The 13,241-nt window shown below is 64.2% G+C and carries 10 protein-coding genes; 8 read left to right on the plus strand and 2 right to left on the minus strand.

What is annotated here, in order from left to right; all coding sequences use genetic code 11:
• Positions 1-242: 242 nt before the first annotated feature.
• The 8 genes from HX814_RS29625 (at position 243) to HX814_RS29660 (ending at position 10,760) form a co-directional block, all read left to right on the plus strand.
• Complete coding sequence (locus tag HX814_RS29625) at positions 243-1,904, plus strand: ABC transporter substrate-binding protein (RefSeq protein ID WP_023659005.1); 1,662 nt, start codon at positions 243-245, stop codon at positions 1,902-1,904.
• Entirely contained in the window at positions 1,901-2,881 is a 981-nt protein-coding gene (locus tag HX814_RS29630) for an ABC transporter permease (RefSeq protein WP_177009894.1), read from the plus strand. The genes HX814_RS29625 and HX814_RS29630 overlap by 4 nt, the downstream gene beginning before the upstream one ends.
• Positions 2,878-3,741: an ABC transporter permease gene (locus HX814_RS29635; protein ID WP_087694968.1), complete on the plus strand. Its 864-nt coding sequence runs from the start codon at positions 2,878-2,880 to the stop codon at positions 3,739-3,741. Before HX814_RS29630 ends, HX814_RS29635 begins: the two co-directional genes overlap by 4 nt.
• Complete coding sequence (locus HX814_RS29640; RefSeq protein WP_177009895.1) at positions 3,738-5,453, plus strand: ABC transporter ATP-binding protein; 1,716 nt, start codon at positions 3,738-3,740, stop codon at positions 5,451-5,453. Before HX814_RS29635 ends, HX814_RS29640 begins: the two co-directional genes overlap by 4 nt.
• 20 nt (positions 5,454-5,473) lie before the next feature.
• Positions 5,474-6,682 carry an acyl-CoA dehydrogenase family protein gene (locus tag HX814_RS29645; RefSeq protein WP_177009896.1) on the plus strand — a complete coding sequence of 403 codons (1,209 nt, stop codon included), beginning with the start codon at positions 5,474-5,476 and terminating at the stop codon, positions 6,680-6,682.
• A complete protein-coding gene (locus tag HX814_RS29650) occupies positions 6,679-8,121 on the plus strand; it encodes an MFS transporter (protein ID WP_087694965.1) in 1,443 nt (480 codons plus the stop codon). The genes HX814_RS29645 and HX814_RS29650 overlap by 4 nt, the downstream gene beginning before the upstream one ends.
• Positions 8,118-8,630 carry a GNAT family N-acetyltransferase gene (locus tag HX814_RS29655; RefSeq protein ID WP_134326161.1) on the plus strand — a complete coding sequence of 171 codons (513 nt, stop codon included), beginning with the start codon at positions 8,118-8,120 and terminating at the stop codon, positions 8,628-8,630. Before HX814_RS29650 ends, HX814_RS29655 begins: the two co-directional genes overlap by 4 nt.
• Before the next feature lie 324 nt (positions 8,631-8,954).
• Positions 8,955-10,760: an ABC transporter ATP-binding protein gene (locus tag HX814_RS29660; protein WP_177009897.1), complete on the plus strand. Its 1,806-nt coding sequence runs from the start codon at positions 8,955-8,957 to the stop codon at positions 10,758-10,760.
• Positions 10,761-10,794: 34 nt separating this feature from the next.
• Here HX814_RS29660 and HX814_RS29665 read toward each other — a convergent pair whose 3' ends face one another.
• Both HX814_RS29665 and HX814_RS29670 read right to left on the minus strand, forming a co-directional pair.
• The gene (locus tag HX814_RS29665) at positions 10,795-11,883 is read right to left on the minus strand and encodes a sigma-54-dependent Fis family transcriptional regulator (protein WP_003219869.1); all 1,089 of its coding nucleotides are present in this window, start codon (positions 11,881-11,883) and stop codon (positions 10,795-10,797) included.
• A 22-nt stretch (positions 11,884-11,905) separates the two neighbouring features.
• Complete coding sequence (locus HX814_RS29670) at positions 11,906-13,093, minus strand: acyl-CoA dehydrogenase family protein (RefSeq protein ID WP_003219870.1); 1,188 nt, start codon at positions 13,091-13,093, stop codon at positions 11,906-11,908.
• Positions 13,094-13,241: the final 148 nt, after the last annotated feature.

Consider the following 13,241-nt stretch of genomic DNA (forward strand, 5'->3'; position numbering starts at 1 on the left):
ACTTTTGCGCTGTTCAAAAGTGAGCCGCTGTAAGAGCGGAACCAATAGCGGCCGTTACCGCAGCAACGGATGTACTCAAACCTCACGCCCCCCAAGGCCGAGCTGTTGCCTGACCAACACTTCCCACACACATTGTCGTTTTCAGCAATCCCCCAACCCTCCAATCCCCCCTGTTTACAGGCCCAAAAACCCGGCATGCCTTGTGCAATGACCCAGTTCCCGGACTTTAGGCCTGACCCATCATGCAAGAACCCGCCCCTTACCCGCGACGATCCAGCCCGTTGCTCCTTATCGGCACCGCCACACTCTGCGGCCTGCTCCTGGGCTGTGGCCAAGGCAGCTCAACCGTCACCCGCAGTGACCAGCCGGTAAAGGGCGGCACCCTGGTCTACGCCACCGACCGCGAACCCACCTGCCTCGACCCCCACGTGGCCGGCGACATGCCCCAGGTGTTCGTCGCCCAGCAGTACCTCGACTCCCTGGTCTCGATGGACGCCGACGGCCGCATCGGCCCCTGGCTCGCCAAGACCTGGGAAGTCTCCCCCGACGGCCTGACCTACACCTTCCACCTGCGCAACGACGTGCACTTCACCGACGGCACCCCGTTCAACGCCGCGGCGGTCAAGGCCAACCTCGACCACATGGCCAACCCCAAGACCCAGTCCAGCACCGCAGGCGGCTACATCCGCCAATACCGCAGCACCGACGTGCTCGACGAATACACCGCAGTGGTGCACCTGGCCACGCCGTACGCGGCCTTTCTTGAAGTCCTCGCCCAAGGCTTCCTCGGCATCGAGTCCCCCACGGCATTGCTGCGCTCGCGCGATGTGAACTGCGAAAGCCCGGTCGGCAGCGGCCCGTTCAAGGTCGTGCGCTGGGACCGGCAAAGCCAGGTCGAGCTGGTGCGCAACCCCGACTACAACTGGGCGCCACCCACCGCCAAGCACCAGGGCCCGGCCTGGCTCGACCGGATCGTCTGGAAGTTCATCCAGGAACCTTCCGTGCGCTTCGCCTCGTTGCAGGCTGGCGAGGTCGACGTGATCGAAGCGTTGCCGCCCGAATCCCACGAGGCCGCTCGACGCAACCCGGACCTGACCCTGGTGATCGCCCAACGCCCCGGCAACCCCACCAACGGCACGCTGAACATTACCCGTGCGCCGTTCGATGACGTGCGAGTGCGCGAAGCCTTCGTGCGCAGCTCCGACATCGAGGGCGCGTTGAAGAGCGTGTACTTCAACGAATTCCCCCGCGCCGGCGGGCCGCTGAGCCCTGCCACGCGCTTTTACAGCCCGGAGTTCCAGCACGCCCAGGATTACGACCCGGCCCGGGCTGCTCAGTTACTCGACCAGTCCGGCTGGACCCAGCGCGACAGCGAGGGCTACCGCACCAAGGACGGCAAGCGCCTGCAAGTTCACGTGGTGATGGGCAACCGCACGCCACCGTCGGAATACACCTTGTGGGAACAGGTGCAGGCCACCACCCGGCAGGTCGGCTTCGAGCTGATCGTCGACCAGATGAGTGACGTGCAGGCCACCAAACGCCAGGCCGACTGGGACTACGACATTCGCCTCGGCTACTGGAACACCAACACCGCCGACGTGCTGCGGATCATCTTCGGCAGTGAGTTCATCAGCCCGGCGGGTGTCGGTGGTTACCACCAGAACACCGCAGGCTTCAGTGATCCGGCGTTCGACACGCTGATCCGGCAAGCCCTCACCACCCAGGACAGCGAGCAGCGCCGGGCGCTGTATTACCAGGCGCAGAAAATCGCTTCCAGCCAGTACCTGCAATTGACCACCTACCCGCAAAGCACGCGGCTGGGTATCTACAAGACCACCCAGGGCGTGCGGCTGGAGCCGTCGCTGGCGGTGACTTATCTCTATGACGCATGGGTGAACAAATGAGCGACACATCACTTGCCAACCCACGGCGCGAGCGCCTGGCCCGGCTCGGCAAACGCGCGCTGTGGCGCCTTGCCGGCGGCGTGCTGGTGCTCTGGGCGGTGGCCACGCTGACGTTCTTTGCCTTGCGCCTGATGCCCGGCGATCCGGTGCAGGCGATCCTCGGCGGCCCGAGCGGCAACCCCACCCCCGAGACCATCGCCGAAGCCACCCGCGAGTACGGCCTCGACAAACCATTGGCGGTGCAATACGCGTTGTACCTCGGGCGACTGGTGCAGGGTGACCTGGGGGTTTCCTATTCCCAGCACCTGCCGGTGACCCGAGTGCTCGCCGAGCAATCCTGGCCGACCCTGGAGCTGACCCTGACGTCCCTCGCCCTGGCCTGGGTCCTGGTGCTGGCGCTGACGGTGCTGACCGCCGGGCGCCGCCGCTGGGTGGCCAGCCTGGCCTCGCTCGCGGAAACCCTGGCCGCCGCGTTGCCGCACTTCTGGCTGGGGATTCTGCTGCTGGCGGTGTTTGCGTTCGGCCTGCGGCTGTTCCCGCCGGCAGGCAGTGATGGCTGGCGCACCCTGGTGTTGCCGTCGTTCGCCCTGGCGATTCCGCTGGCCGGGTTTATCGCCCAGGTCACCCGCGAATCCCTGGATTTGACCCTCGACCAACCCTTCATCCTGACCGCCCGCACCCGTGGCCTGAGTGACTTCAACGTGCGCTTCAAACACGCGTTGCGCCACGCCGTGTTGCCGGGCATCTCGCTGTCGGGCTGGGCCATCGGCGCGCTGATCAGCGGTGCCGTGGTGATCGAAGTGATTTTTTCCCGCAAGGGCCTCGGCCGCCAGTTGTACCAGGCGGTGCAGGCCCAGGACCTGCCGCTGACCATCGGCATCAGCCTGGTGGTCGCCGCCGGCTACGTGCTCGCCAATATCCTGATCGACCTGTTGTACCTATGGGTCGACCCTCGCCAACAGGAACTTCCAGCATGAGTGGCCTGACCCTGGAAACACCGCTGCCCGCACTGCGGATTCAGCGCACCACTCGCACGCTGCGCCTCGGCCCGCTGTTGGCGATTACCTTTCTGTTGCTGGTGATCGTCGCGGCGCTGGTGCCGCAGTTGTTCGCCTACAGCGACCCGCTGGCCATCGTGCCCCGCGATGCGTTTCATTCGCCGAGCCTGAGCCACTGGTTCGGCACCGATCAGTCGGGGCGGGATATTTTTTCGCGGGTGATCCATGGCACCCGCCAGTCGTTGTTCATCGGCCTGGCAGCCACGGCGATTGCGATGACCATCGCCATTGTGCTTGGCCTGTTGGGCGGGCTGGGCGGCGCGCGGGTGGACCGCGGCGTGGGTTGGTTGCTGGAAGTGCTGTTTGCGTTTCCGAGCCTGATCCTGGCGCTGTTGTTCGTGGCGATTTTCGGCAGCGGCATCGGCCCGCTGATCGTCGCCACCGGGCTGGGCAGTGCACCGGGTTATGCGCGGATGGTCCGTGGCCAGGTGCTGGCGGTGCGCAACGCGGGCTATATCGAAGCCGCCCGGGCCCTCGGGCATCCGCCGCTGCGCATCATCCTGCGCCAGTTGCTGCCGAACGCCATGCGCCCATTGATCGTGACCCTGACCATGGGCGTGGGCCAGGCGATTGTCTGGGCCTCGGCCCTGAGTTTTCTCGGCCTGGGCGCCCGTCCGCCGGCACCGGAGTGGGGGACCATGTTGTCCATGGGCCGCGACTTCATCGCCAACGCCTGGTGGCTGACGTTCTTCCCCGGGCTGTTCATCGTATTGACCACGCTGTCGACCACGGTCACTGGCCGTTACCTGCAACAACGCCTGGAGGGCCGTCTTTCATGAGCGACCAGAAACGCTTGATCGTTGAAGGGCTGTCCATCGAGTTTGCCGGGCAGTCGGTGGTGCGCAATCTGTCTTTCACCCTGGAGCCTGGCAAGACCCTGGCGCTGGTGGGCGAATCCGGCTCCGGTAAAAGCGTCACCGCCCGCAGCCTGATCGGCCTGGCGGGTGCGGGCGCGAAGGTTACGGCGCGCACCTTGAGCTATGACGGTGTGGATTTGCTCAGCCTGTCGGAACGCGGCTGGCGTCGTTTGCGTGGCAATGGCATCGGCTTCGTGTTGCAGGATGCACTGGTGTCCCTCGACCCGTTGCGGCCGGTGGGCAAGGAAATTCTCGAAGTGCTGGAGACCCATCGCTGGGGCGACCGTCGCAGCCGTGGCGAACGCGTCATTGAACTGCTGGAACTGGTGGGCGTACCCGAACCGCAACTGCGTGCGCGCCAGCGCCCCGATCAACTCTCCGGCGGCCTGCGCCAGCGTGCGCTGATTGCCAGCGCACTGGCATTGAACCCCGGCCTGGTGATTGCCGATGAACCGACCACGGCGCTGGATGCCACGGTGCAGGCGCAGATCCTGCAGGTATTGCAGCAGATCAAGGCCCGTGGCGATTCGCTGCTGATCATCAGCCATGACCTGGCAGTGGTCGCGCAATTGGCGGATGAGGTGCTGGTGCTGCGCCACGGCGAAGTGGTGGAGCAGGGGCCGATGGATCAGGTGCTGCTCAACCCGCGCCACGCCTACACCCGCTCGCTGCTGGATGCGGTGCCCGCCGAACATGCCCGTGGCACACGCCTGTCGCCGGAGCGCAGCAACGCTGTGGCGCAACCACGGCCGGGCGCGGATTCGCCGGTGTTGCTCAAGGCCTCCGGGCTGGGCAAGCGGTATGTCGGCCCCGATCAACAGTCGCGCCAGGTGGTGGATAACGTCAGCTTCGAGCTGCGCGCCGGTCGCACCCTGGGCATCGTCGGTGAATCCGGCTCCGGCAAAACCACCGTGGCACGCATCGCCCTCGGCTTGCTGCAACCGGATGCCGGTGAGGTGCGTTTTCTCGACCAGCCATGGGCCGCGGCAGGTACCGAGCGGGTCGAGGAAAAGACCCGCCGTGTGCATCGCCGGGATATCAGCGTGATCTATCAGGACCCGCTGAGTTCGTTCGACCCGCGCTGGACGGTGGGGCAGATCCTCAGTGATGCGCTGGACGTTGCCGGTATCGACGCCGAGCAACAGGCGGCCCGCGTGACACAGTTGCTCGACCAGGTACGCCTGGCGCCGCAATTGGCCGCGCGCCGACCGTTGCAACTGTCGGGCGGGCAGCGCCAGCGCGTGGCGATTGCCCGGGCGATTGCCAGCAACCCCAAAGTGATTATCTGCGACGAGCCGGTGTCGGCGCTGGACGTGTCGGTGCAGGCCCAGGTCCTGGATCTGCTGGCCGACCTGCAAGCCTCGCTGGGCCTGGCCTACCTGTTTATCTCCCACGACCTCGGGGTGATTCGCCACGTCAGCGACGAAGTGTTGGTGATGCGCCACGGCCAGGTGGTGGAAAGCGCCAGCGTCGAGACGTTGTTTGAATCGCCCCAGCACGAATACACCCGGCGCCTGCTGGGCGCGGTGCCACGCCTGCCCGGCAGTGGCACGCAGTTGGTGGTGCCGGCCCTGGAGCCGGAAAACCCCGGTTGGCTGTTTGATGAATCGCGCCTGTGGAAAATCGCCATCTAGACCTGAATCAAGGAAGTGCCATGAGCAAGTTGTCTGCTGTACCTACGCCGCCGGTTGTAACGGTGGCCGAACTGAACGCCCGCGCCGACCGCATCCTGCCGCAGATTGCCGCCGGCGCTGCGCAACGTGAGCGTGACCGCCAACTGCCGTATGAGGCCGTGGCGCAGATCGCCCAGGCCGGGTTGTTTACCGTGCGGATTCCCAAGCGGTTTGGCGGCGCCGGTGGTTCGGTCAAGGACGTGATTGCCTTGCTGATTCGCATCGCCTCGGCCGACTCCAACGTGGCCCAGGCGCTGCGCCCCGGTTTCGGGTTTGTCGAAGGCCTGCTGGCGTCCCGCGCCGAGGGGGCGGAGGAGGAGCGCGAGCGCTGGTTCGGGCGCTACCTGCAAGGCGCCGTGATCGGCAATGCCGGTTGGGAAGTCGGTGGCGCCAACGGTTCCATCAGCGCGCGCATCGTGGTTGACGGCGAGCACTTTCGCGCTTCCGGCAGCAAGTACTACAGCACCGGTTCGTTGTATGCCGATTGGGTCAGCGCCGTGGCCCTGGACGAGAATGACCAGCCCGTGTCGTTCATCCTGCCCCGCGACCGCCAGGGCCTGGAGTTGCTGGATGATTTCGACGCCATGGGCCAGCGCCTGACCGCCAGTGGCACCACCCATCTGCATGATGTGCAGGTGTTGGCCAGCGAGATCCGCACCCGCACCGTCGAGGAAGGCAAGCGCACGATTGTCACGCCGTTCCTGCAAGTGTTCCTCGCGGCGGTGCAGGCCGGTATTGCGCGTAATGCGCTGAATGATGCGGTGACCTTTGCCAAGGAGCATGCGCGGCCGATCAAGCACAGCAGCGCCACGCGCTCGGTGGATGACCCGTACGTGGAACTGAGCGTGGGCGACGTCTCGGCCCGGGCCTTTACCGCCGAAGCGGTGGTGTTGCACGCGGCGGACTCCATTGACCGCGCCTGGGCTGCGGATCTTGATGCGGTGGCCGTCGACCAGGCGGCAGTGGACGTGGCCCAGGCGCAATACATCGCGGCGGAGTCGGCGCTCAAGGCCGCCGAGCTGGTGTTCGACGTGGGTGGCGCTTCCACCACCGGCCGCGCGCATAACCTGGACCGGCACTGGCGCAACGCGCGCACCGTGGCCAACCACAATCCTCGGCACTGGAAAGCCGCAGCCGTGGGTGCCTGGCAACTCAAGGGCACGCCGCCTCCGACATCGGGGCTGTTTTGAACAAAGCCCTCGACCTTTCACACCCCTTGGGCGAGGTGGGCACCGGGCACGCGCGCCGGGTGCCGATGATCATCGGCTGTGCGCTGTTCATGGAATTGATCGACGCCACGGCGGTGCTCACGGCGCTGCCGCAGATGGCCCAGGATTTCGGCGAGCCCAGCGTGCGCATGAACCTGGTGGTGTCGCTGTACCTGCTGGCGGTGGCGCTGTTCGTGCCGGTCAGCGGCTGGGCGGCCGACCGGTTCGGGCCGCGTCGGGTGTTTATCAGCGCCATCGTGCTCTTCACCCTCGCGTCGGTGGCCTGTGCCTGCTCGGGCTCGTTGTTGCAACTGTCCCTGGCGCGTTTGGCCCAGGGCGCTGCGGGGGCAATGATGGTGCCGGTGGGGCAGGTGATCCTGCTGCGCTGGTCGGCGCGGGAAAACCTGCTGCGTGCCATGTCGTACCTGACGGTGGCGGCGCTGGTGGGGCCGCTGCTGGGCCCACCGTTGGGCGGGCTGTTGGTGACGGTGCTGTCGTGGCACTGGATCTTCCTGATCAACCTGCCGATCGGCGTGCTTGGGGTGATCCTGGTGCTGCGCTATATCCCGGACTATTCCGGGACACCCGGCCAGCCATTGGACGTTCCCGGCCTGTTGCTCAGCGGTGTGGCATTGGGCGGGCTGGTGTTCGGTTTCGAGGTGCTGGGCCACGGCCTGTTGCCGCGCCAGTGGGCGTTGCTGCTGATTGGCGGCGGGCTGTTGAGTGCCTGGCTGTATGTCCTGCATGCACGGCGGACGGCGTACCCGTTGATCGATTTTTCATTGTTGAAAATCCCGACCTTCGCGGTGAGCTTCTGGGGCGGCAACCTGATGCGCATCGGTAGCGCGTCACAGCCGTTTTTGCTGGTGTTGCTGTTCCAGCTGTGTTTCGGGCTTAACCCGTTGCAGGCGGGGCTGCTGAGCGTGGCCGGTGGCGTGGGGGCGTTGCTGATGAAAATGCTGGCAGTGCGGATTGTCAGCCGCTTCGGTTTCCGGCGCACCTTGATCGGCAATGCGGTGCTCACCGGTGCAACCATCCTGGCGTGCAGCCTGTTCGAGGTATCAACGCCTTACTGGATTGTAATACTGGTGTTATTTGGCAGCGGGATCATTCGCTCGCTGCAATTCAGCACCCTGGGGGCGTTGACCTATGCCGACGTGCCACCGGAACAATCCAGCCGCGCCAGCAGCCTGTCGGCGATGACCATTCAGTTGACGTTGAGTTTATCGGTGGGCATCGCGGCGGGGCTGCTCGGTTTGATCATGGCCGTGCGCGGGCATGCCACGGTCGAGCAGAGTGATATCGCCTGGATCATGGCGGGTGCCGGATTGCTGTGTGCCTTGTCGGGGCTGGTTTATCGCAGGCTGTCGCCCCAGGCGGGCTCGGCGATTTATGCAAAACGCGCAGAGGGAATTGGATGATTCGTGCAGCACGTATCGAGGACGCAGGTGACATTGCCTGGGTGCATATTCGCAGTTGGCAGCAGGCTTATCGTGAACTGATGCCGGCGGATTACCTGGCTTCGCTGGAGGCGACGCAGCCTCGGCGTGAAGCCTTTTGGCGGCAGTCGATTGAGCAGGGGAGCGAAGCTGTGTTTGTCGCGCAGGTCGAGGGGCGTGTGGTGGGCTGGATTGTTGTCAGCTCGAGTCGTGATGAGGATGCTGATCCAGGCGTAACCGGTGAAGTGCAGGCGGTGTATGTGCTGGCCGAGCATTGGGGAACGGGGGTGGGCAGGGCGCTGTGGCTCAGGGGGCTGGAGCATCTCGCGAGCCTGGGCCTGGAGACGGCGACGTTGTGGGTGCTGGCTGAAAACCGGCGGGCAGTGCGCTTTTACCAAAATGCAGGATGGATAGCGCAGCCCGAATCAAGCCGCACCCTTGCTCGGGGCGGTCGTGAGTTGGAGGAACTTCGCTACCAATCCCAAAAGTGACGCTGAACCTGTGGCGAGGGAGCTTGCTCCCGCTGGGCTGCGCAGCGGCCCCAAAATCCTGGGAGCGCTTCGCACTCCAGCGGGAGCAAGCTCCCTCGCCACAGGGGAATGTTTGTCTGTTTCATGGGGCACAGTTGCTGCCTATTGAGATCGTTCCCACGCTCTGCGTGGGAATGCCGCTCTGGACGCTCTGCGTCCGCTCTTAAAATCGTGACGCAGAGCGTCACCGGATGCATTCCCACGCAGAGCGTGGGAACGATCACACTCACCATTTTTGCCTGAAAGCTGCGCGGCCACAGGCGTCATTCAGGAATGTCATTGGCCATGAGCTCGTCTTTTTCATTGTTTCGCACCTGGAATGTCCAGCACTTGCCATCGACCCCGGCGGCGTTTGTGCGGCATTTCATCGGGCATTTCAAAGGGTGGTACCTGGCGATCCTGCTGTTGCAGATTGCTGCCGTGGTGTGTTCGATCCTGATTCCCTGGGGCCTTGGGCAAATCACCCGCACCGTCAGCAATGGGCTGGAGGCGGAGCGTGCGTTCGAGGTGCTGCGCTGGCCGTTGACGCTGTTCGCCATACTGCTTGTGTGCGAGGTGTTATTTACCCGCGCGGCGGCGGGCTGCCATATCCACGTGTTGCCGTTGCAGCGGCGTACGGTGACCCATGTGGTGTTCGCCTACCTGCAACAGCATTCCCATCGCTTTATCAGCAACGAATTCGCCGGCGCCCTGGCGCACCGGGTGTCTGAGGTGACCCTTGGGGTGAACCAGACCCTGAGCATCCTGCTGTTCGACCTGATCCCGCTGCTGGTGACGCTGAGCCTGGCCACGGCCTTGCTATGGACCGCTTCGCCGCTGCTGGCGCTGTTCATGGCCGGCTGGTCGGTGGTGTTCATCGCCATCTGTTACCTGCTCGCACGGCGCAGTCATCCGCTGGCCCAGCAGTATTCGGCAGCGCGCAGCACCAGTACCGGCAAAGTGGTGGACGCCGTGTCCAACCTGGCCAATATCCGCCTGTTTGCGCGGCATGCCTTCGAGCACAGTTACCTGGGCACCTTCCTCGACAAGGAGGTGACGGCGGCTTATCGCTCCCTCGGCTATATGGAGCGCATCCGCTGGTTCCAGACCAGCTGTGGCGTGGTGCTCAAGCTGGGCCTGTTGCTGCTCGCCCTGTACTTGTGGCGCAGTCACCGCATCGATATTGCGGCGTTTGTGATGTCCACCAGCTTGTCGCTGTTGATCATCAGTGACGTGGGCAACCTGTCGCGACGCTTTCTCGAATTCTTCGAAGCCACCGGCAATATCGCCAACGGTGTGCGCACCCTGATCCGCCCCCATGAAGTCATCGACCAACCCGGCGCCAAGGCGCTGATGGTCAAGCGCGGCGATATCGAGTTTCGCGATGTCGGCTTCAGCTATGGCGGTGACCGTTCGATTTTCGAACACCTGAATATCGTCATCCCCGCCGGCCAGAAAGTCGGCCTGGTGGGTGCTTCGGGCTCCGGCAAGTCGACCCTGCTGAGCTTGCTCCTGCGTCTCTACGACGTGCAGCAAGGCCAGGTGCTGGTGGACGGCAAGGACGTGCGCGAGGTGACCCAGCATTCGCTGCACCAGCAGATCGGCCTGATTCCCCAGGAGCCCGGCCTGTTCCACCGCAGCATTCGCGAAAATATCCACTACGGCCGCCTGGATGCCTCGATGGACGAGGTCGCCGAGGCGATCCACCGCGCCGGCGCCAGTGAATTTATCGACAGCATGGAACACGGCTACGAATCGCTGGTGGGCGAGCGTGGGGTCAAATTGTCCGGCGGCCAGCGCCAGCGCATTGCGATTGCCCGGGTGTTGCTGAAAAACGCGCCGATCCTGGTGATGGACGAAGCGACTTCCAGCCTGGACTCGATCACCGAGCGCTTTATCCAGGACAAGCTCGACGAAATCATGGAAGACAAGACCGTGCTGGTGGTCGCGCATCGGCTGTCCACCGTGGCCCACCTGGACCGGATCCTGGTGTTCGACAATGGCCGGGTGATCGAGGACGGCAGCCACGAACAGTTGCTGCGCCAGGGCGGGCAATATGCGCGGTTGTGGAGTCGCCAGTTCAGCGATGCGCTGGATGAAGCGGTGGTGTGACCAAGCGGCGTACCGGGTACGCCGCGCAGTCAGGTCAGATCGAGAGGTGCAGCACCCGGTCATCCTTGGCACCGGCCAGCGGGCGGCGCTTGTTGACCTTCAGCTCACCGAGGTTGATCAGCAACGTGCGGGTCACGTTGCGGCTCAGCCCCAGCAACTCTGCGGTGTGCACCTGGTTGTGCTGGCACAGCCGGTAGGCGGCGGTGAGCAGGCTGCGTTCCACCTGTTCGTGGAGGTTTTCTATCTGCTCCTCGAACAGCCGCTGGAAGGCCTGGTCGAGCAGGTCATGGGCGGTGGTGCTGTCTTCCTGGCGTTCGATACGCAGGTTGGACATGCGCAGGTCATCGGCCTGGATCACGCCGTCGCGGCAGATCAGCAGGGTGTGGTGGATGACGTTTTCCAGCTCGCGGATATTCCCCGGCCAACTGTAGGTGGCCAGGCGTTGCTCGGCTTCCTTGCTCAAGATGATCTCGCCATAGCCGAGGCGGCGGGTGTAGGTGTCGATGAAGTACTGCACCAGCGGCAGGATATCGCCGGGGCGATCCCGCAGCGGGCTGAGTTCCAGGTTGACCACGTTCAGGCGGTAGAACAGGTCCTCGCGGAAATGCCCGGCGTTGATGGCTTTTTCCAGCTGCACGTTGGTCGCCGCCAGTACCCGCACATTGATCGGAATGCTTTTGCGCGAACCCAGGCGCACTACTTCACGCTCCTGCAATACCCGCAGCAGCTTGACCTGGATCGACATGGGCAGGTCGCCGATTTCATCGAGGAACAGCGTGCCGCCGTTGGCTTCTTCAAACCAGCCGGCCTTGGCACCGAGGGCACCGGTGAACGCGCCTTTCTCGTGGCCGAACAGCTCGGCTTCCACCAGTGATTCGGAGAACGCACCGCAATTCACCGCCACGAATGGCTGCTCCTTGCGGCCACTGAGGTTGTGGATATGCCGTGCGACCAACTCTTTGCCGGTGCCGGTTTCACCGATGATCAGCACGCTGGCTTCGCTCGGCGCGACTTGTTGCACATGCTTGAGCAAGGCCTTGGACCTGGGGTCTTCAAACACCTGCGCGGTGGCGCGGATGGAGGTGGCAAGGGCGGGCGAGGGCGGTAGGGTCAGCAGTTGCATGGTTATCCCTTTGAATAAAAGATCAGGAATAAAACGTCGGGATGGGCGCGGTACCGTTCAGTGCCCACTCGCCCAGTTCATGAAGTTTGTAGTCCAGCGGGTCATGCAGGCTCTGGGTGCGCAAGTTGCGCCAGTGCCTGTCGAGGGCCACCGAGGCGTTGGTCGCCCGTGCGCCGGTGACCTCGAAGACCTTGCTACACAACTCCAGGCCATTGCGGCTGGCGGCGACTTTGGCGGTGGCGATGGCAATCGCCGTTTCGCCGCGTTCCTCGCTGGTCAGGGCCGAGCCCTTGGCCCATGCCGCGTCCAGCACCTGGCCTGCGCGCTCCACCAGCAGGCGGGTGCTTTGCAGCGCCACCCAGAAATCGCCGTAGTGGCTGAGGATGTAAGGGTCCTGGGTGCTGTGGCTGGCGCTGGAACGGAACCACGGGCGGGCTTCTTCCAGGGTGTATTGGCGCGCTTCTTCGAACGCGCCTTCGGCGATGCCGAGGAAGATATTCGCGAAGTGCAGTTGCGCAATCAACGGCCGCAGGCAGGCGAACGGAGTACTCAGGGGGCCCGGGTCCAGCAACAGGTCGGACTCTTCCACGCGCACGCGCTTGAAGGTCACGCTGCCGCTGTCGGTCTGGCGCTGGCCCATGTTGTTCCAGTCGTTGTGCAGGATGATCCCGCTGCGGGCGCTGGGAATCGCCGCGATCAGCAACTTGCCGCCGGCGCTTTCATCGATGGCCGAGGCGATCAGCATTTCCGAGTCGTTGGCCCCGGAGCAGAAGTTCTTCTGTCCCGAGAATTCCCGCCAGCCCGTGTGGCGCTTGACCACCGTGCGGGTGTCCAGGGGGTTCAGGGTGTTGCCCCAGAACCAGTTGTTGCTGGCCGTCAGGCTGAACCAGGTTTGCCATTGTGCGGGCGTGGCGAATAACCGGACGGTGGCGAGCATCAGGTGATGAAAGCCGAATACGTGGGCGATGGAGCTGTCGACCCGGGCGAATTCGCGCACCACCTCGAAGGTTTCCGACCAGTTGGCGTCCAGCCCGCCGAATTGCCCGGGGATGCTCAGGGACAACAGGCCGCTGCTGCGCAGTTTGTCGCGTTCGGCCTTGGGCGTACCGCCGCTGGCGTCGCGGTCGACGGCGGTGCGCGCGAACTCGGTCGCCAGGTCACGGGCAATCTCCAGTGGCGTCCTGCGGGTGCAGAGTAAGTTGACCGTCACGCGTGAATACCTCGTTGCTTAAGTCGAGAATGCTCGAGCTGATTTGTTTCAACAGGCAATGGATAGAGCAAGACCCATACCAAGTAACAATAAGCCGATAACTTGCGACTTCTTACGGGGATGCAGGCGCGGACAGTGTCGAATACGC

It is taken from the genome of Pseudomonas sp. C8002 (assembly GCF_013385765.1).
Classification (GTDB): Bacteria; Pseudomonadota; Gammaproteobacteria; order Pseudomonadales; family Pseudomonadaceae; genus Aquipseudomonas.

Excerpts from the sequence above, each read along its gene's own strand:
- HX814_RS29660 (WP_177009897.1), top strand. The coding sequence starts at position 8,955 with ATGAGCTCGTCTTTTTCATTGTTTCGCACCTGGAATGTCCAGCACTTG.
- HX814_RS29645 (WP_177009896.1), top strand. The coding sequence starts at position 5,474 with ATGAGCAAGTTGTCTGCTGTACCTACGCCGCCGGTTGTAACGGTGGCC.
- HX814_RS29655 (WP_134326161.1), top strand. The coding sequence starts at position 8,118 with ATGATTCGTGCAGCACGTATCGAGGACGCAGGTGACATTGCCTGGGTG.
- HX814_RS29640 (WP_177009895.1), top strand. The coding sequence starts at position 3,738 with ATGAGCGACCAGAAACGCTTGATCGTTGAAGGGCTGTCCATCGAGTTT.
- HX814_RS29665 (WP_003219869.1), bottom strand. The coding sequence starts at position 11,883 with ATGCAACTGCTGACCCTACCGCCCTCGCCCGCCCTTGCCACCTCCATC.
- HX814_RS29630 (WP_177009894.1), top strand. The coding sequence starts at position 1,901 with ATGAGCGACACATCACTTGCCAACCCACGGCGCGAGCGCCTGGCCCGG.
- HX814_RS29635 (WP_087694968.1), top strand. The coding sequence starts at position 2,878 with ATGAGTGGCCTGACCCTGGAAACACCGCTGCCCGCACTGCGGATTCAG.
- HX814_RS29625 (WP_023659005.1), top strand. The coding sequence starts at position 243 with ATGCAAGAACCCGCCCCTTACCCGCGACGATCCAGCCCGTTGCTCCTT.